Annotated in this window: 17 protein-coding genes; all 17 read right to left on the bottom strand. The window is 44.8% G+C overall.

The genetic code is table 11. From position 1 onward, the window contains the following. Nucleotides 1-96: 96 nt before the first annotated feature. Nucleotides 97-1,281: an elongation factor Tu gene (gene tuf / locus K6Y31_RS05775; RefSeq protein ID WP_232800650.1), complete on the bottom strand. Its 1,185-nt coding sequence runs from the start codon at nucleotides 1,279-1,281 to the stop codon at nucleotides 97-99. Nucleotides 1,282-1,370: 89 nt separating this feature from the next. Further along, nucleotides 1,371-3,464 (bottom strand): elongation factor G, encoded by a 2,094-nt coding sequence (gene fusA / locus K6Y31_RS05770; RefSeq protein WP_233051865.1) that lies wholly within the window; start codon nucleotides 3,462-3,464, stop codon nucleotides 1,371-1,373. An 87-nt stretch (nucleotides 3,465-3,551) separates the two neighbouring features. Continuing rightward, entirely contained in the window at nucleotides 3,552-4,022 is a 471-nt protein-coding gene (gene rpsG / locus K6Y31_RS05765) for a 30S ribosomal protein S7 (RefSeq protein ID WP_232800652.1), read from the bottom strand. An 83-nt stretch (nucleotides 4,023-4,105) separates the two neighbouring features. Then, nucleotides 4,106-4,480 carry a 30S ribosomal protein S12 gene (rpsL, locus tag K6Y31_RS05760; RefSeq protein WP_232800653.1) on the bottom strand — a complete coding sequence of 125 codons (375 nt, stop codon included), beginning with the start codon at nucleotides 4,478-4,480 and terminating at the stop codon, nucleotides 4,106-4,108. Between the two features lie 196 nt (nucleotides 4,481-4,676). Continuing rightward, on the bottom strand, nucleotides 4,677-4,967 hold the full coding sequence (gene tusB, locus K6Y31_RS05755; protein WP_233051864.1) for a sulfurtransferase complex subunit TusB: 291 nt from the start codon (nucleotides 4,965-4,967) through the stop codon (nucleotides 4,677-4,679). A gap of 12 nt (nucleotides 4,968-4,979) precedes the next feature. Continuing rightward, entirely contained in the window at nucleotides 4,980-5,333 is a 354-nt protein-coding gene (tusC, locus tag K6Y31_RS05750; protein WP_233051863.1) for a sulfurtransferase complex subunit TusC, read from the bottom strand. Between the two features lie 10 nt (nucleotides 5,334-5,343). Next, nucleotides 5,344-5,730 (bottom strand): sulfurtransferase complex subunit TusD, encoded by a 387-nt coding sequence (gene tusD, locus K6Y31_RS05745; protein ID WP_233051862.1) that lies wholly within the window; start codon nucleotides 5,728-5,730, stop codon nucleotides 5,344-5,346. Nucleotides 5,731-5,825: 95 nt separating this feature from the next. Next, nucleotides 5,826-6,209: a RidA family protein gene (locus K6Y31_RS05740; protein ID WP_232800657.1), complete on the bottom strand. Its 384-nt coding sequence runs from the start codon at nucleotides 6,207-6,209 to the stop codon at nucleotides 5,826-5,828. 65 nt (nucleotides 6,210-6,274) lie between these two features. After that, nucleotides 6,275-7,069 carry a UDP-2,3-diacylglucosamine diphosphatase gene (locus tag K6Y31_RS05735; RefSeq protein ID WP_233051861.1) on the bottom strand — a complete coding sequence of 265 codons (795 nt, stop codon included), beginning with the start codon at nucleotides 7,067-7,069 and terminating at the stop codon, nucleotides 6,275-6,277. A 187-nt stretch (nucleotides 7,070-7,256) separates the two neighbouring features. After that, the gene (gene rpoC / locus K6Y31_RS05730) at nucleotides 7,257-11,474 is read right to left on the bottom strand and encodes a DNA-directed RNA polymerase subunit beta' (protein ID WP_233051860.1); all 4,218 of its coding nucleotides are present in this window, start codon (nucleotides 11,472-11,474) and stop codon (nucleotides 7,257-7,259) included. Nucleotides 11,475-11,552: 78 nt separating this feature from the next. Beyond that, a complete protein-coding gene (gene rpoB, locus K6Y31_RS05725) occupies nucleotides 11,553-15,584 on the bottom strand; it encodes a DNA-directed RNA polymerase subunit beta (protein ID WP_233051859.1) in 4,032 nt (1,343 codons plus the stop codon). Nucleotides 15,585-15,802: 218 nt separating this feature from the next. Further along, nucleotides 15,803-16,171 carry a 50S ribosomal protein L7/L12 gene (rplL, locus tag K6Y31_RS05720; RefSeq protein ID WP_233051858.1) on the bottom strand — a complete coding sequence of 123 codons (369 nt, stop codon included), beginning with the start codon at nucleotides 16,169-16,171 and terminating at the stop codon, nucleotides 15,803-15,805. A gap of 48 nt (nucleotides 16,172-16,219) precedes the next feature. Beyond that, a complete protein-coding gene (gene rplJ / locus K6Y31_RS05715) occupies nucleotides 16,220-16,723 on the bottom strand; it encodes a 50S ribosomal protein L10 (protein WP_233051857.1) in 504 nt (167 codons plus the stop codon). A 234-nt stretch (nucleotides 16,724-16,957) separates the two neighbouring features. Further along, a complete protein-coding gene (rplA, locus tag K6Y31_RS05710) occupies nucleotides 16,958-17,662 on the bottom strand; it encodes a 50S ribosomal protein L1 (protein ID WP_232800663.1) in 705 nt (234 codons plus the stop codon). A gap of 3 nt (nucleotides 17,663-17,665) precedes the next feature. After that, entirely contained in the window at nucleotides 17,666-18,094 is a 429-nt protein-coding gene (gene rplK / locus K6Y31_RS05705) for a 50S ribosomal protein L11 (RefSeq protein ID WP_232800664.1), read from the bottom strand. 257 nt (nucleotides 18,095-18,351) lie between these two features. Then, nucleotides 18,352-18,903, bottom strand: coding sequence for a transcription termination/antitermination protein NusG (gene nusG, locus K6Y31_RS05700; RefSeq protein WP_233051856.1), 552 nt, complete (start codon nucleotides 18,901-18,903; stop codon nucleotides 18,352-18,354). Between the two features lie 2 nt (nucleotides 18,904-18,905). Then, a complete protein-coding gene (gene secE, locus K6Y31_RS05695) occupies nucleotides 18,906-19,289 on the bottom strand; it encodes a preprotein translocase subunit SecE (RefSeq protein ID WP_233051855.1) in 384 nt (127 codons plus the stop codon). Between the last annotated feature and the right edge of the window lie 13 nt (nucleotides 19,290-19,302).

The following is a 19,302-nucleotide window of genomic DNA, read 5'->3' as shown; positions in this document are numbered from 1 at the left end:
TAATCTAATCAATTTTTGTTTCAAGAAAACAAAAACTATAAGCAATAAAAAAGGCCGCCGAAGCGACCTTTTCAGAGTGCTCTTAATCAATCGAACTTATTCGATGATTGAAGATACAACACCAGCACCTACTGTACGGCCACCTTCACGGATAGCGAAACGTAGACCTTCATCCATTGCTACTGGAGCGATTAGCTCTACAACGAATTTAAGGTTGTCACCAGGCATTACCATTTCTACACCTTCTGGAAGCTCTACAGCACCAGTAATGTCAGTTGTACGGAAGTAGAACTGTGGACGGTAACCTTTGAAGAATGGAGTATGACGGCCACCTTCATCTTTGCTTAGTACGTATACTTCTGATTCGAACTTAGTGTGTGGTGTGATTGAACCAGGCTTAGCTAGTACTTGACCACGTTCAACGTCTTCACGCTTAGTACCACGTAGAAGGATACCACAGTTCTCACCTGCACGACCTTCGTCAAGCAGCTTACGGAACATTTCAACACCCGTACAAGTCGTCTTAGTTGTTTCTTTGATACCAACGATTTCTACTTCGTCTTGTACACGAACGATACCCGCTTCGATACGACCTGTTACAACAGTACCACGACCTTGGATAGAGAATACGTCTTCGATAGGCATGATGAATGGCTTATCGATTTCACGCTCTGGCTCTGGGATGTAAGTGTCTAGAGCTTCTGCAAGCTCAAGTACTTTCGCTTCCCATGCTTCGTCGCCTTCAAGTGCTTTAAGCGCAGAACCTTGGATTAACGGTAGGTCATCACCTGGGAAATCGTACTCAGATAGCAGTTCACGAACTTCCATTTCTACTAGCTCTAGTAGCTCTTCGTCGTCAACCATGTCACATTTGTTCATGAATACGATGATGTATGGAACACCAACTTGACGAGAAAGTAGGATGTGCTCACGCGTTTGTGGCATTGGGCCATCAGTCGCAGCTACTACTAGGATAGCGCCGTCCATTTGAGCAGCACCAGTGATCATGTTTTTAACATAATCGGCGTGTCCTGGACAGTCTACATGTGCGTAGTGACGAGTCGGTGTGTCGTACTCGATGTGAGAAGTATTGATTGTAATACCGCGCTCACGCTCTTCAGGTGCATTATCGATAGATGCGAAATCTTTAGTTTCACCACCGTAAGCTTTGGTAAGAACCGATGAAATAGCAGCGGTTAGAGTTGTTTTACCATGGTCAACGTGACCAATGGTGCCCACGTTTACGTGAGGCTTATTACGTTCAAATTTAGCTTTAGACACGACGTGTACCTTCTTTTCTAAGTGTTAGCCCATGTTGTTATGGGCCATCAAATTACATAAAACAGAGACGGGATAATTCCCTGCTCCGATTACTTCGCTTCAATGATAGCGTCAGCGATGTTTTTAGGTGCTTCATTATACTCTTTGAATTCCATTGAGTAAGAAGCGCGGCCCTGTGTGGCAGAACGCACGTCGGTAGCATAACCGAACATTTCTGCTAACGGAACCTTGGCTCGGATGATTTTTAAACCAGCTGGACCTTCATCCATGCCTTCAATCATACCGCGACGACGGTTTAAGTCACCAACTACATCTCCCATCCAATCTTCAGGGGTAGTCACTTCAACCTTCATCATAGGCTCTAGAATAACCGGATCTGCTTCTAACGCACCGTTTCTAAAGCCCATTGCTCCAGCGATCTTAAACGCCATTTCATTGGAGTCAACATCGTGGAATGAACCATCAAATAGGGTTACTTTAACGTCTAGCATTGGAAAACCAGCCAGTACCCCTTGGTCCATTTGTTCTTTACAGCCTTTGTCAACAGCAGGGATAAAGTCTTTTGGAACTGTGCCCCCAACAATTTCGTTAACAAATTCGTAGCCAGTCCCCGCAGGTAATGGCTCCATCTTCAACCAAACGTGACCATATTGGCCTTTACCACCTGATTGACGAATGAATTTTCCTTCAACTTTTACCGTTTTACGGATGGCTTCACGGTAAGCAACCTGAGGTTTACCTACGTTACAGTCAACGCTGAATTCACGTTTCATTCGATCAACGATGATATCTAGGTGTAGCTCACCCATGCCAGAAATCAATGTCTGGCCCGATTCAGCATCGGTTTCAACGCGGAAAGACGGATCTTCGGCTGCCAATTTCTGTAGTGCGATGCCCATTTTTTCTTGGTCAGCCTTGGTTCTTGGCTCAACCGCAATCTGGATCACCGGATCAGGAAATTCCATGCGCTCTAGGACAACTTTGTTATCCATATCACATAGCGTGTCACCGGTGGTGACATCTTTGAGCCCAATAGCAGCAGCTATGTCGCCCGCATGGATTTGTTTTAATTCTTTTCTGTCGTTGGCATGCATTTGCACAATGCGGCCAAAACGCTCACGCTTTTGTTTCACTGAGTTGTAAACAGCATCACCTGTACTTACTACCCCAGAATACACACGTAAAAAGGTCAACGTGCCCACAAACGGGTCAGTTGCAATTTTAAATGCAAGCGCTGCAAACGGTTCGTCATCGGAAGAAATACGCGTTACTTCGTTATCATGCTCATCAACACCTGTGATGGCTTTAACTTGGTTAGGAGCAGGAAGATATTCCACCACCGCATCCAGTACTGCTTGTACGCCTTTGTTTTTAAAGGCACTACCACAACAAGCAAGAACGATTTCGTTATTGATTGTACGTTGACGAAGTCCGGCTTTGATTTCTTGTTCTGACAGTTCACCTTCTTCAAGGTATTTTTCCATCAGCTCATCAGATGCTTCAGCTGCGCTTTCTACCATATATTCACGCATCTCTTCTGCTTTATCTTGAAGATCAGCTGGAATATCGGAGTATTCAAAAGTCATGCCCTGATCAGCTTCATTCCAGTTAATCGCCTTCATTTTCACTAAGTCGATGACACCACGGAATTCTTCTTCAGAACCGATATTTAATTGAATGGGTACACACACCGCGCCTAAACGATTGCGAATTTGTTCCACAACACGTTCAAAGTTAGCACCCGCACGGTCCATCTTGTTAACAAATACCATGCGAGGCACTTCGTATTTGTCAGCTTGACGCCAAACGGTTTCTGATTGAGGTTCCACACCTGACGATCCACAGAACACCACAACAGCACCATCAAGTACGCGCAAAGAGCGCTCTACTTCGATAGTGAAGTCAACGTGTCCAGGAGTATCGATGATATTGATACGATGCTCATCGAATTGAGCTTCCATGCCACGCCAGAATGTAGTGGTAGCAGCAGAAGTGATAGTGATACCACGCTCTTGCTCTTGCTCCATCCAGTCCATGGTCGCAGCGCCGTCATGTACCTCACCAATTTTGTGAGACAAGCCGGTGTAAAAAAGCACGCGTTCGGTAGTGGTAGTTTTGCCTGCGTCAACATGAGCACAAATACCAATATTCCGGTAACGCTCTAAGGGAGTTGTACGAGCCACAATATTTCCTCTTAACTAAAGGAACGCTTAATAAATAAGCGCTCCTTCAGATAACAACTAACGGCGTGGACTAGCCACGCCAAAATATTACCAGCGGTAATGTGCAAACGCTTTGTTTGCTTCAGCCATACGGTGAACGTCTTCACGTTTCTTAACCGCAGTGCCTTTGTTGTCTGCTGCATCAACTAGCTCACCAGCTAGACGTGCTGCCATTGATTTTTCACCACGTTTACGTGCTGCTTCAACTAACCAACGCATAGCCAGTGCATTACGACGACTAGGACGTACTTCAACTGGAACTTGGTAAGTAGAACCACCCACACGACGAGATTTAACCTCGACAGTAGGGCGCACGTTATCAAGAGCTACTTCAAAAATGTCTAGGTGCTCTTTGCCGCTCTTTTGAGCTGCAGCTTCTAATGCACCGTATACGATTTTCTCAGAAGTAGATTTTTTACCATCAACCATTACTACGTTGATGAATTTGGCCAGAATCTCTGATCCGAACTTAGGGTCCGGAAGGATTTTACGCTGACCGACGACGCGTCTTCTTGGCATCTTATATTCTCCGTTTGCTTCAGGTTTACCCCAAAACGATTAATTAAAATTGTCTTTGCTTGGCCTTACTTTACGAAGAACCATTAACCTTTTGGTCGTTTAGCACCGTATTTAGAACGAGACTGACGACGTGCAGTTACACCAGAAGTATCTAGTGCACCACGAACGGTGTGGTAACGAACACCTGGTAAATCTTTTACACGACCACCGCGGATTAGGATCACGCTGTGCTCTTGTAGGTTGTGACCTTCACCACCGATGTATGAAGTTACTTCGTAGCCGTTAGTTAAACGAACACGAGCAACTTTACGTAGTGCTGAGTTAGGTTTTTTAGGAGTAGTTGTATATACGCGAGTACATACACCACGTCTTTGTGGGCACGCTTGCAGCGCAGGCACGTTGGTTTTTTTAACCGGTGCTTTACGTGGTTTGCGAACCAGCTGTGAAATTGTTGCCATTAAAAATAGCTCCTGATACTTATGTAACGTGAAAAATCATGCCCCAAAACTTGGGACGCGAAATTTTATTACCCTTGAGTAGGCGTGTCAAGAACAAGACTGCTCATAAAGTAAACCAATTATAGCTGCTGCGATCGCAGCGAGGTCGAAAACGTGAGCATAGACAAAAAAGCAGGGACAGACTGAACACCAACGGTTACCAAGAAATAGTTGTATCAGCCTTTACAACAAGCGAAACAAACCCTTTATAATCAACCACCTTACCTATTGAACTAGATAAGCCTCGCGCCAATAAATCGGCTTGTAAAACAAATAATCGCTGCTGCAAAGCCAGTTCATTCAAGGCCTCTGATAGCTCATGAGTCATTGTCACTGCCACGACGCTATTTTCAATTAATAACAAATAATCGTCCTGCCCTAGCCTCGGTAACACTTGTTCAAGGGATTTATGGTTAAAAGGGGAATGCTTAACGGTGTGTAAAATCATATTTACCAGGCCTTAAAAACGGATTATCTGTTGCTGCTGGTGTAATATTTCACTGAGTTGCTGCGGTTGCAATAACTGCACAGGAATACACAAACGCTTTGGGTCAATACCCCGCAGCAAACAAGATTGTTCGCACACGTACACTGTCTCTATGTCATACAAATCAAACAATTTAAACGTCGGCTGAATATGTCGCTGCAATATGCCTTGCGGTTGCTGATTTTCAACTAATTGATAAACGCCATCATCGAGGAAAAACACACTTAGGTTTTCCGTAAAACCTGATAAAGCGAGTGCGGCATCTAACGACTCGCGTGCATCAGCCATGCCATGGGGCATTTGGGTATTTATAATCGCTATCTTCATCTCATTGCCCCTAAAACTGCACCAAGCGATCAGCTCGACTTGATAACTCGGCTAGTTGCCCTAACCCTGTCATGGCAAATGGCTCACTCAAGTTAGCGGCTGCAAGTTGGTGATCTTGTGCTGACACCTGATCCACCACACCACGGCGCAAAGCGGCAGAAATGCACACATCAAGACTGAAGCCATGCTCCACGGCAAGGGCTGCCCATAATGCAACTAAATCGTCTTCATCATTGGCAGGGGTGGTAAATTGATTGCCATTGCTTACGCCTTGCTGATAAAAAAAGATCCCTTGGATCTCATGTCCCATTGCAATTGCAGCTTGAGTAAACAAATAAGCCGATGCTGAGCCTTGGCTGCCATAAGCAGGTGCGGTGACGAGTATCGCGAAACGCATGTAAACCTCAGAATGAAAATACGATAGTTAAGAAGTGGCGATGCGGTGATTGATCTTAGCTTATTGAACACCACCAAGACCAACCAAGATTGTTATTACTTAACGTAGGCGATCGCTTCGACTTCAACCAATACATCTTTTGGCAAACGCGCCACTTCAACACAAGAGCGTGCTGGCGCATTGGTTGGGAAATATTTGCCATAAACTTCATTAAAAGCAACAAAGTTATTCATGTCACTTAAGAAACAAGTCGTTTTCACCACGGTGGTTTCATCGGCACCACCTTCAGCTAAAACCTTCATTAGGTTTTCCATCACCAGCTCAGCCTGAGCCGTGATGTCACCTTCTAAAACAGCCATGGTTTCAGGTACTAATGGAATTTGACCTGACGTAAAAATAAGGTCTCCCCATTTGTTGGCTTGTGAATAGGGGCCGATGGCAGCTGGCGCTTGATCCGTAGCGATAATATGCTTGGTCATGGTTACATCTCGTTAATTAAAAGGTGTTTTATCTTAACGTAATTCCATGCAAAACGCAGCCACCCTTAAGCCACACTGGATAAATGCGCCTCATCGAGACGTTGCAAAAATTCTGTTTGCTCAGTGCTACGCACCAAGTGTAAGTTGCCATCAAGCTCTTCAACGAGCGCACTGCAGTTCTCAACCCAATCCCCCAAGTTGGTATAGATAATGTCAGATTCAGTCACCACCTCAGGATGATGGATATGGCCACACACCACCATATTAACCCCCTTACGACGACCATAAGCCATCGCAGCTTGGCGGAAACGGGCAATGGCAATATTTGCTTTGGGGATCCTTTCTTTGATATAGCCAGCCAAGGACCAATAGTTAAAACCTAAGCGTTTACGTAAGCGATAGACATGTCGATTAAGAAAAAGCAAAAGATCATAGGAAAGATCGCCAATAAACGACGTGATCTTGGAATAACAGACCATCGCATCAAATTCATCACCGTGGATCACCAACACCTTTAACCCTAAACTGGTGGTATGTTGATATTGATGATGGATCTGCGCCAGATTTAGCTCAGGCTGGCCAAGTTGGCGGATCGCCGCATCATGATTGCCGGGTACGTAAATCACCTGCGTGCCTTGACGCGCTATGTCCAACAATAACTGCACTACTTTCATATGGGATTCGGGCCAATAAACTTGCCGTTTCAATGCCCAAAAGTCGACGATGTCACCCGCTAAGATCAATTTGTCACAGCGCATACTTTGTAAAAATTGAATCAAGTATTCGGCTTTACAATCTTTGAAACCTAAATGCACATCCGACAACCAAACGGTACGATAGTAGTGGATTACTTTAGCCATGCTTGCCTCTTATTGAACAGTACAATTAAAGCTAGCAACAGCAAATGAACAAAAGGTGACAACAGGGTGATAATAAGGTTAACACTAGGAGTGGTAGACCAATAGAAATTTGATAAGTCAGCACTAAATAACAGGCAATAAAAAAGGCACCCGAAGGTACCTTTTTTGTCAGTCTATAGATAACTGATTAGTTGTCGCTTGAGTCAGCTAAGTTGAGTAGATTCGCTAAACTTTGTTCTGCTTCATCTGCTGTCACTGGCGCTGGTTTAGCCGCTTCAGGATTGTTGCGACGCTCGTTACGCTCTTTGTGGTAAGAATAACCGGTACCCGCTGGGATCAGACGACCCACGATAACGTTTTCTTTCAAGCCACGAAGCTCATCCACTTTACCGCCTACCGCTGCTTCAGTTAATACGCGCGTCGTTTCTTGGAACGATGCTGCCGAAATAAATGATTCAGTGGCAAGTGATGCTTTAGTAATACCCAGTAGTTCGTGGAAGAACGTAGCTGGTGTTTTACCGTCAGCAATCAATGCACGGTTAGCAATGTTAACGCGTGCTACTTCAACCTGTTCACCAGGTAAGAAGTCGGTGTCACCAGCATGCTTAATGATCACTTTACGTAGCATTTGACGTACGATAACTTCAATGTGTTTATCGTTGATTTTTACGCCTTGTAGACGGTAAACGTCTTGTACTTCGTTAGCGATGTAGTTAGCCACAGGGCTAATACCACGAAGACGTAAAATATCATGTGGTGATTCTGGACCATCGGCGATAACTTCACCTTTTTGAACCTTCTCACCCTCAAACACGTTAAGGTGACGCCACTTAGGAATCATCTCTTCGTAATGCTCACCATCTGGCTGCGTGATCACAAGACGACGCTTACCTTTGGTTTCTTTGCCGTAAGAAATCGTACCTGTCACTTCCGCTAAGATCGCTGCATCTTTCGGTGTACGTGCTTCGAATAAGTCGGCTACGCGAGGTAGACCACCCGTAATATCACGAGTTTTCGAGCTTTCTTGTGGAATACGCGCTAACGCGTCACCCACGTTTACTTGTACACCGTCTTCAAGGTTAACAATCGCATTACCCGGTAAGAAGTATTGCGCAGCAATATCTGTACCTGGAATGTTAATGTCATTACCTGCAGCATCAACCAGTTTAACCATCGGACGCATTTCTTTACCAGCACTTGGGCGTTGGCCTGGATCAAGCACAACCATGCTCGATAGACCCGTAAGCTCATCGGTTTGACGAGTGACAGTTACATTTTCAATCAACTCAGCAAACTTGATGGTACCCGCCACCTCAGTGATGATTGGGTGAGTATGTGGGTCCCAGTTAGCAACAACTTCGCCTGCAGTGATCGCTTCACCGTCTTTCTTCTCTAAGATCGCACCATAAGGCACTTTGTGCGCTTCTTTGGTTTGGCCTAGTTCGTCCAATACCATTAATTCGGTAGAACGAGAAGTAACCACTGGCTTACCGTCAGAGTTAACAACAAACTTAGCATTGTAAAGTTTCACGCTACCCGTGTTCTTAACTTGCACGTTGTTCTCTGCTGACGCTCGTGATGCCGCACCACCGATGTGGAAGGTACGCATCGTTAACTGTGTACCCGGCTCACCGATTGATTGTGCTGCAATAACACCAACCGCTTCACCTTGGCCAACAATGTGACCACGTGCTAGGTCACGACCGTAACAGTTTGCACACACGCCGTAATCGTTTTCACAAGTGATAACAGAGCGCACTTTAACGATATCCACTGAGTTCTCTTCAAGAATGTCACACAGTTTTTCGTCAAGCATGATGTTACGCTCTACGAGCACTTCGTCATCGGTACCAGGCTTAATGATGTCTTCAGCAACAACACGACCTAGCACACGCTCACGTAATGGCTCAACAACGTCGCCGCCTTCAATCAATGGCATTACCCATAGACCTTCGTGCGTACCACAGTCTTCTTCAGTGACCACTAAATCTTGCGCTACGTCTACTAGACGACGCGTTAAGTAACCTGAGTTAGCTGTTTTAAGTGCCGTATCTGCTAGACCCTTACGCGCACCGTGAGTAGAGATAAAGTACTGTAGTACGTTTAGACCTTCACGGAAGTTCGCAACAATCGGCGTTTCGATGATAGAGCCATCTGGTTTAGCCATCAGACCACGCATACCCGCTAGCTGACGAATCTGCGCAGCACTACCACGAGCACCCGAATCGGCCATCATGTAAATGCTGTTAAATGACTTCTGAACTTCCTCTTTACCTTCACGGTTGATCACCGTTTCAGTAGACAGGTTTTCCATCATCGCTTTAGAAACTTGTTCGTTCGCTGATGCCCAGATATCGATTACTTTGTTGTAACGTTCACCCGCAGTTACTAGACCAGATTGGAACTGCTCAGAAATTTCTTGAACTTCTTCTTCAGCTGCTTCAATGATGCCTTTCTTCTCATCCGGGATCACCATGTCGTTGATACCTACAGAGGCACCTGACAGAGTCGCGTAATGGAAACCGGTGTACATTAATTGGTCAGCAAAAATAACCGTTGGTTTTAGACCAAGCTTACGGTAACAAGCGTTGATCAGACCCGATACTTGTTTCTTACCAATCGCTTGGTTAAACAGCTCGTAATCCATACCTGCTGGTGCGATAAGCCAAAGAATAGAACGACCTACTGTCGTGTCTTTCAGGCTGATCACTTCACTACGATTACCTTCTTCGTCGATCACTGTTTCAGTGATACGAACCTTAACGCGAGCATGTAGCTCTACTGCGCCAGCGCGGTACGCTTTTTCTGCTTCTTTCGGGCTCTTAAACCACATGGCTTCGCCTTTCGCATTAATGCGATCACGCGTCATGTAGTAAAGACCCAATACAACGTCCTGAGAAGGTACGATGATTGGCTCACCGTTCGCAGGAGAAAGTACGTTGTTGGTCGACATCATTAGGGTACGTGCTTCTAACTGTGCTTCGATAGTTAGAGGAACGTGTACCGCCATTTGGTCACCATCGAAGTCGGCGTTGTATGCCGCACAAACCAATGGGTGTAATTGGATTGCTTTACCTTCAATTAATACTGGCTCAAACGCTTGGATACCTAGTCTGTGCAGTGTTGGTGCACGGTTTAACATAACCGGATGTTCGCGGATTACGTCTTCTAGAATATCCCATACTTCACCGCCTTCACGCTCAACTAATTTCTTAGCCGCTTTAATAGTGGTCGCTAAACCACGCGCTTCTAGCTTGCCGTATACGAATGGCTTAAATAGCTCAAGTGCCATCTTCTTAGGAAGACCACACTGGTGTAAGCGAAGTGTTGGACCTACGGTAATTACCGAACGGCCTGAATAGTCAACACGCTTACCAAGTAAGTTTTGACGGAAACGACCTTGCTTACCTTTGATCATGTCAGCCAAAGATTTAAGAGGACGTTTGTTAGAACCAGTAATTGCACGACCGCGACGACCGTTATCTAATAGCGCATCAACAGACTCTTGTAACATACGCTTTTCGTTACGTACGATGATGTCTGGTGCCGCTAGGTCAAGTAGACGCTTAAGACGGTTGTTACGGTTGATTACACGACGATAAAGATCGTTTAGATCTGAAGTCGCGAAACGGCCGCCGTCTAGTGGTACGAGTGGACGAAGATCAGGCGGCAGCACAGGAAGAACCGTTAGGATCATCCACTCTGGCTTGTTACCTGATTGGTCAAATGCTTCCATTAGCTTAAGACGCTTAGTTAGCTTCTTACGCTTAGTTTCAGAGTTAGTCGTTTCTAACTCTTCATGCATGATTTTGATTTCGCTCTGTAGCTCGATTGCTTTTAACAGTTGTAATACTGCTTCAGCACCCATCTTAGCTTCAAACTCATCACCCCATTCTTCCAGCGCGTCTAGGTAATTTTCTTCAGTCAACATTTGACCACGTTCCAGGTTAGTCATACCTGGTTCGATTACCACGAAAGATTCAAAATAAAGAATGCGCTCGATATCACGTAGCGTCATGTCTAGTAATAGACCGATACGAGATGGCAGTGATTTTAAGAACCAAATGTGCGCGACAGGAGAAGCAAGCTCAATGTGGCCCATACGGTCACGACGAACTTTAGTCTGGGTAACTTCTACGCCACACTTCTCACAGATCACACCACGGTGCTTAAGACGTTTGTATTTACCACACAAACATTCGTAATCTTTTACTGGACCAAAAATACGCGCACAGAAAAGACCGTCACGCTCAGGCTTAAAAGTACGGTAGTTAATGGTTTCTGGCTTTTTAACTTCACCGAAAGACCAAGAACGCACTTGATCAGGTGAAGCAAGACCGATTTTGATACCATCAAATTCTTCGGTCTTATTTTGCTGTTTTAAAAACTTTAATAAGTCTTTCACGTTTTTCTCCCACTGGGAACGACGCTAAAAGCGCTTTCGCATTGAAAGCGCTTTACTCACTTCAGGCTTAAGCCCTGCTTATTTCTCGTCTAGCTCGATGTTGATGCTTAGAGAACGGATTTCTTTCAACAATACGTTGAATGATTCAGGCATGCCTGGCTCCATTCTATGGTCACCATCTACGATGTTCTTATACATCTTAGTACGACCATTCACATCATCTGACTTAACTGTCAGCATTTCTTGAAGCGTATAAGCGGCACCGTATGCTTCTAGTGCCCATACTTCCATCTCACCAAAACGCTGGCCACCGAACTGAGCTTTACCACCCAGAGGTTGCTGAGTTACTAGGCTGTAAGAGCCCGTAGAACGCGCATGCATCTTGTCATCAACCAAGTGGTTAAGTTTCAGCATGTACATGTAACCCACAGTCACTGGACGCTCAAACGCATTACCAGTACGGCCATCAAACAATTGTAGCTGACCTGAATCAGGTAAATCAGCTAAGCGCAGTAGCTCTTTAATCTCACCTTCTTTCGCGCCATCAAACGCTGGGGTTGCCGTTGGCAAGCCTTTACGTAAGTGATGGGCTAAGCGCAATACTTCGTCATCTGTGAAAGTAGTTAAGTCTACTTCTTGACGGGTATTACCAAGGTCATAAACCTGCTGAATGAAATCACGTACTTTCGTAATTTCAACTTCACGCTGATCTTTCAGCATGCGGTCAATCTTCTCACCCACACCTTTAGCCGCTAAGCCTAAGTGGGTTTCAAGAACCTGACCGATGTTCATCCGTGACGGTACACCCAATGGGTTTAACACGATGTCAACTGGTTCGCCATGCTCGTCATGAGGCATGTCTTCGATAGGTACGATAGTCGAGATAACACCTTTGTTACCGTGACGACCGGCCATTTTATCACCAGGTTGAATACGACGTTTAACCGCAAGGTAAACTTTAACAATCTTCAATACGCCAGGTGCTAGGTCATCGCCTTGGATGATCTTGCGACGCTTAGTATCAAATTTCTTGTCGAATTCCGCTTTCAGCTCGTCGTACTGCTCACCAATTTGCTCTAACTGGTTTTGTACTTCTTCGTCAGCAAGGGCAATTTCAAACCACTTGTCACGAGACGTTTTAATCAGAGTTTCTTCTGATTTACCAGCCGCGATCAACAGGTTCTTCGCACGCGAGAAAACACCGTCTTCTAAGATCTTGAACTCTTCAGTCAAGTCTTTCTTCGCTTCTTTCAGCTGCATCTCTTCAATTTCGATCGCACGCTTGTCTTTCTCTACGCCATCACGGGTAAATACTTGAACATCGATTACGGTACCGTAAACTGAGTTTGCAACACGCAGAGAGCTGTCTTTAACGTCAGACGCTTTTTCACCGAAGATAGCTCGTAAAAGTTTCTCTTCTGGTGTTAGCTGAGTTTCACCTTTAGGTGTCACTTTACCCACTAGGATATCGCCAGGTTTCACTTCAGCACCTACATAAACAACACCAGACTCATCCAGTTTGCTTAGGGCTGATTCACCTACGTTTGGAATATCCGCAGTGATCTCTTCAGGACCTAACTTAGTATCACGAGAGATACAAGACAGCTCTTGAATATGGATAGTGGTAAAGCGGTCTTCTTTAACCACACGCTCAGAAACAGTGATGGAATCCTCAAAGTTGTAACCGTTCCAAGGCATGAAGGCGATCTTCATGTTTTGGCCAAGAGCAAGTTCGCCCATGTCGGTTGAAGGACCATCCGCTAATACATCACCTTTAACAATCGGCTCACCTGGGTTACAAGTAGGACGTTGGTTGATACATGTATTTTGGTTTGAACGGGTGTATTTGTTCAGGTTGTAAATGTCGATACCTGCTTCGCCCGGTACCATTTCTTCTTCATTTACTTTAATTACGATGCGTGATGCATCAACGTAATCAACCACACCGCCGCGCTTAGCCACTACGGTTACACCAGAGTCGACAGCAATACGTTTTTCAATACCGGTACCTACTAAAGGCTTGTCTGCTCTTAGTGTTGGTACGGCTTGACGTTGCATGTTCGAACCCATCAATGCACGGTTCGCATCATCGTGTTCTAGGAACGGGATAAGCGATGCCGCAACAGAGATGATCTGCTGTGGAGATACGTCCATATATTGCATTTGATCTGCAGTCATAAAGGTAGATTCACCTTTGTGACGACATGGGATCAATTCGTCTGTTAACTTAGCATCTTCGTCTACCGCGGCATTGGCCTGTGCGATTACGTAGTTACCTTCTTCAATCGCAGACAAGTACTCAACGTCATCCGTTACTACACCATCAACAACCTTGCGGTATGGTGTTTCAAGGAAACCGTACGAGTTAGTACGAGAGAAAGTCGCTAATGAGTTAATTAGACCGATGTTTGGACCTTCAGGCGTTTCGATAGGACATAGACGACCGTAGTGAGTCGGATGTACGTCTCGAACTTCAAAGCCTGCACGCTCACGCGTTAGACCACCCGGACCTAATGCAGAAATACGACGTTTGTGCGTCACTTCTGATAGCGGGTTGTTTTGATCCATAAATTGCGACAACTGTGAAGAACCAAAGAATTCTTTCACTGCTGCAGAAATCGGTTTCGCGTTGATTAGATCTTGTGGCATTACCGCGTCTAAGTCACCTAGAGACAGACGTTCACGTACAGCACGTTCAACACGAACGAGGCCAACGCGGAATTGGTTTTCAGCCATTTCACCAACACAACGAATACGACGGTTACCAAGGTGGTCGATATCGTCCACTTCGCCTTTACCATCGCGGATATTGATCAGGGTTTTCATTACCGCGACAATATCTTCTTTACTTAATGTGCCAGCACCTTGCTCATCTTCAAAATCAACACGACGGTTGAACTTCATACGGCCTACTTTAGATAGGTCGTAACGATCTTCATTGAAGAATAAGTTTTCAAATAGGGCTTCAGCTGCATCACGCGTTGGTGGCTCACCAGGACGCATCATGCGGTAAATTTCTACTAACGCTTCAAGACGGTTAGTCGATGAATCGATACGTAGGGTATTTGAAATGTATGCGCCGCTGTCTAATTCACTGGTGTACAGTGTTTCGAATTCTTTAATGCCAGCAAGTGACATTTCAGCAACCATTTCAAGAGTTAGCTCAGTGTTAGCAGGTACGATTACTTCGCCAGTCTCAGCATTAACGTAATCTTTCGCTGCTACTTTACCTACGATGTATTCCGCAGGTACTTCTAAACGCTCAACGTTGGCTTTTTGTAGCTCGCGAATATGACGCGCAGTAATACGACGGCCAGTTTCTACTAGTACTTCGCCATCAACTACGATATCAAATGTCGCGATTTCACCACGTAAACGCTCTGCCACTAAATCTAATGTCAGTTTGCCATCTTTAATCTCGAAATGAACTGTATCAAAGAACATTGCCAAGATTTCTTCGGTTGTGTATTCCAACGCACGAAGAACGATGGTGCTTGGTAGTTTACGACGACGGTCGATACGGACAAATAAATTGTCTTTCGGATCGAACTCGAAATCTAACCAAGATCCACGGTAAGGAATAACTCGAGCATTATAAAGAACTTTACCAGAGCTATGGGTTTTACCCTTGTCGTGATCGAAGAATACACCTGGAGAACGATGTAACTGAGATACTATTACGCGCTCAGTACCGTTGATAACGAAAGTACCGTTCTCAGTCATGAGTGGCATTTCACCCATGTAGACTTCTTGCTCTTTAATATCCTTTACAGTGCCCGCTGGTGCGTCTCTATCATAAAGCACTAGACGTAGCTTGACTCGAAGGGGTGCGGAATATGTAACACCTCGGATTTGACATTCTTTCACGTCAAACACAGGTTCGCCTAAGCGGAAACTCACATATTGTAATTCCGATGTACCAGAATAGCTCTTGATCGGAAATACGCTACGAAATGCAGCTTCTAGTCCAACTTCGCCTTCAGGATCAACGTTAATGAAACGTTTGAACGAATCAAGCTGGATAGACAATAGGTAAGGAGTCTCAATAACCTGCGGACGCTTACCAAAGTCCTTACGAATACGTTTTTTCTCTGTATAAGAGTAAACCATATGGTTCCTCAGCTCGCTGATAAGTGACCCACTCTGTCCAACCGTGGGACAGATCTTAGTTGTATCGTTTTGTAATGCTAAATGTTAAACAACACATTTAGGCTTTAGCATAGTCGAACAAACGAGACGAAATTTCAACTATTCCTATAGCGCAAAAAGGCCGGTGCCAAAAAGCACCAGCCTCTAGTCGACTAATCGACTAGTAATCTAATGATAGATTACTTAAGTTCAACTTCAGCACCAGCTTCTTCTAGAGCAGCTTTAAGCGCTTCAGCTTCAGCTTTATCAACGCCTTCTTTAACTGGAGCAGGAGCTGCATCAACTACTGCTTTAGCTTCTTTAAGGCCTAGACCTGTTGCGCCACGTACAGCTTTGATAGCTGCAACTTTGTTAGCGCCAGCAGACTTAAGAATTACTGTGAATTCTGTTTGCTCTTCAACAGCTGCGCCAGCGTCGCCGCCGCCAGATACTACTGCAGCTGCAGCAGATACGCCGAATTTCTCTTCCATTGCTTCAACTAGTTCAACAACTTCCATTACAGTCATTGCTGCAACAGCTTCTAAGATTTGGTCTTTAGTAATAGACATGACTCAAATTTCCTAAATTTATGAAATTTTTAAAAATAAGCAAACTTATTAAGCTGCTTCTTGCTCTTTTTGGTCGCGAAGTGCAGCCAGTGTACGTACAAGCTTGCCAGCAGACGCTTCTTTCATCGTCATCATTAGCTGCGCAATTGCTTCGTCGTAAGTTGGTAGCTTCGCTAAGCGGTCAATTTGCTCTGCAGGGATTAATTCTCCCTCGTAGGCTAACCCTTTTACTTCAAATTTCTTTTCTTCTTTAGCGAAGTCTTTTAGAAGACGCGCTGCAGCACCTGGGTGCTCAAGAGAAAAAGCAATAAGAGTAGGACCAGAAAACACGGTTTGAAGACACTCAAAAGAGGTACCTTCAACAGCGCGACGAGCTAGTGTGTTACGTACTACACGTAATGTAACACCAGCTTCACGAGCTTTAGCGCGTAAACTGTTCATTGCACCTACTGTAACGCCACGTGAATCAGCAACTACAGCAGATAGGGCAGCCTGGGCAGCTTCGTTGACTTCAGCAACAATTGCTTTTTTGTCGTCGAGTCTGATTGCCATTGGCTTTACTCCTGGATTCCATACCAGACTAATGTCTGGAAAAATACCCCCTAACAAGTTAGAGGGACTAATACGGCAAACGGAACCAGCAGAATAATTCTATCTGGGGTCCGGTACCATCTACGTTGGATATTAAGTGCGCTTATCGAGGCTCACGCCAACGGTCTTGGAGGGGACCAATGGCCCTTTCCAAATCAAGGCGCAAAATTATACAACAATTTCACGCCTTGTCAATTATGCTACTACGGTTACTAGCGTTGCTTGGTCTACAGCAACACCTGCGCCCATAGTAGTAGAAATTGTTACTTTCTTGATGAACTGACCTTTTGCAGAAGAAGGCTTCGCTTTCTTAAGTGCAATGATTAGTGACTCAAGGTTCTCTTTGATTTGATCGCCAGAGAATGTTGCCTTACCAATGGTAGTATGGATGATACCATTTTTGTCGTTACGGTAACGAACTTGACCTGCTTTAGCATTTTTAACTGCTGTTGCAACGTCAGGTGTTACTGTACCAACTTTAGGGTTAGGCATTAGGCCACGTGGACCTAAGATTTGGCCAAGTTGACCAACAACGCGCATTGCATCAGGAGAAGCAATTACTACGTCGAAGTTCATTTCGCCAGCTTTAACTTGTGCCGCTAGGTCATCCATACCTACGATGTCAGCGCCTGCAGCTAGAGCCGCTTCAGCGTTAGCACCTTGGGTAAATACCGCAACACGTACTTCACGACCAGTACCGTGTGGTAGCACAGTTGCGCCACGTACGTTTTGGTCAGATTTACGTGCATCGATGCCTAGGTTTACAGAAGCATCTACACTTTCTACGAATTTAGCTGTCGCTAATTCTTGAAGTAGAGCAATAGCTTCGTTGATGCTGTACTCTTTAGTACCGTCAACTTTTTCTTTGATTGCGCGCATGCGCTTAGATACTTTAGCCATTTTTTAGCCCTCTACTACCAAGCCCATAGAACGGGCAGATCCAGCGATACAACGAACCATCGCTTCTAAATCAGCACCTGTAAGGTCTGCTTCTTTAGTTTTTGCGATCTCTTCAAGTTGAGCTTGTGTTACTGTGCCCACTTTAGTCTTGTTTGGTACTGCTGAACCAGACTTGATGCCAGCCGCTTTCTTAAGTAAGAAAGATGCAGGTGGAGTCTTAGTTTCAAAAGTGAAAGAACGATCAGCGTATACAGTGATAACTACTGGTACTGGAGCACCTTTCTCAAGAGAATCTGTTTTCGCGTTAAACGCTTTACAGAATTCCATGATGTTAACACCGTGTTGACCTAGCGCAGGACCAACTGGGGGACTTGGGTTAGCAGCGCCAGCTGCTACTTGTAGCTTGATATAAGCCGTGACTTTTTTAGCCATTTTAAATACCTCGTGGGTGGGTATAACGCCAGTGAAGAATCACTCGCTTCCCTAGTGTAAAAGCAAATAAACATTGATTACTTGCTGCTTCATCTCACGTTCAATCAACGTCAGATATAAAAGAGCGCGTATTCTAGGTTAAAAAGGGAGCAATTACAAACAAATTAGCATTTCAACTGCACTATTTTTAATCGCACTCAATTTATTACAGATAAAAAAAAGCCCCTGTTTTAAGGGGCTTTTTTCAAAAATAATTTTTATGATTTCTCAATCTGACCAAATTCTAAATCAACCGGTGTTGAACGACCGAAGATAAGTACCGACACTTTCACGCGGCTTTTGTCGTAATCGACTTCTTCAACCACACCGTTAAAATCAGCAAATGGACCATCAGTAACGCGAACCACTTCACCTGGTTCAAATAGCGTTTTAGGTCTTGGCTTATCAATCGCATCTTGCAAGCGATTTAAAATAGCATCTGCTTCTTTTTGCGAAATAGGCGCTGGACGCTCAGTGGTACCACCGATAAAGCCCATGACACGAGGAATGCTGCGCACTAAGTGCCAAGTTTCATCGTTCATTACCATCTTAACCAATACATAACCTGGGAAGAACTTGCGCTCGCTTTTACGTTTTTGACCCGCGCGCATTTCAACGACTTCTTCGGTTGGTACCAGTACCTCTTCAAAGAAATCTTCCATTTCATGCATTTTAATGTATTCGTTGAGCGTTTTGGTTACACGTGCTTCATAGCCAGAAAAAGCTTGCACCACATACCATCTCATTTTTTGCTCTGCAATCTCAGTCATAGTTAAAGACTAACTCCAGTAATGAATGCCACTAAACGTACTAAAATGCCGTCTAGACCCCACAGAATAAGCGCTGCGATAGCAGAAACGGCTAATACGATAAACGTTGTTTGTGTGGCTTCTTGACGCGTTGGCCATACCACTTTTCGCACTTCAATTTGCGCTTCTTTAGCAAAACTAATAAAGGTTTTACCTTTTGTCGTTACGGCAGCAACACCGAATGCGGCAATAACTAAAAAGATCACACCGATTAATCGTGCCAGAAAGTGAGCGTCAGCCTCACCGGCAAAATAGTTGCCTACTACTGCACCAACTAAAAGTAATGCTACTGTAAACCACTTTAGACCATCCATTGAACTGCTGGTACTTTCATTGCTCGTTGTCATACAACCAAATCCA

The sequence above is a fragment of the Motilimonas cestriensis genome (genome assembly GCF_021295315.1).
GTDB lineage: Bacteria > Pseudomonadota > Gammaproteobacteria > Enterobacterales > CBDFNC01 > Motilimonas > Motilimonas cestriensis.
This window is presented reverse-complemented; position numbering and strand designations above follow the sequence as displayed.

Coding starts and splice junctions, on each gene's coding strand:
- rpsG (WP_232800652.1), bottom strand. CDS start 4,022: ATGCCAAGAAGACGCGTCGTCGGTCAGCGTAAAATCCTTCCGGACCCT.
- rpsL (WP_232800653.1), bottom strand. CDS start 4,480: ATGGCAACAATTTCACAGCTGGTTCGCAAACCACGTAAAGCACCGGTT.
- tusB (WP_233051864.1), bottom strand. CDS start 4,967: ATGATTTTACACACCGTTAAGCATTCCCCTTTTAACCATAAATCCCTT.
- tusC (WP_233051863.1), bottom strand. CDS start 5,333: ATGAAGATAGCGATTATAAATACCCAAATGCCCCATGGCATGGCTGAT.
- tusD (WP_233051862.1), bottom strand. CDS start 5,730: ATGCGTTTCGCGATACTCGTCACCGCACCTGCTTATGGCAGCCAAGGC.
- K6Y31_RS05740 (WP_232800657.1), bottom strand. CDS start 6,209: ATGACCAAGCATATTATCGCTACGGATCAAGCGCCAGCTGCCATCGGC.
- K6Y31_RS05735 (WP_233051861.1), bottom strand. CDS start 7,069: ATGGCTAAAGTAATCCACTACTATCGTACCGTTTGGTTGTCGGATGTG.
- rpoB (WP_233051859.1), bottom strand. CDS start 15,584: ATGGTTTACTCTTATACAGAGAAAAAACGTATTCGTAAGGACTTTGGT.
- rplL (WP_233051858.1), bottom strand. CDS start 16,171: ATGTCTATTACTAAAGACCAAATCTTAGAAGCTGTTGCAGCAATGACT.
- rplJ (WP_233051857.1), bottom strand. CDS start 16,723: ATGGCAATCAGACTCGACGACAAAAAAGCAATTGTTGCTGAAGTCAAC.
- rplA (WP_232800663.1), bottom strand. CDS start 17,662: ATGGCTAAAGTATCTAAGCGCATGCGCGCAATCAAAGAAAAAGTTGAC.
- rplK (WP_232800664.1), bottom strand. CDS start 18,094: ATGGCTAAAAAAGTCACGGCTTATATCAAGCTACAAGTAGCAGCTGGC.
- nusG (WP_233051856.1), bottom strand. CDS start 18,903: ATGACTGAGATTGCAGAGCAAAAAATGAGATGGTATGTGGTGCAAGCT.
- secE (WP_233051855.1), bottom strand. CDS start 19,289: ATGACAACGAGCAATGAAAGTACCAGCAGTTCAATGGATGGTCTAAAG.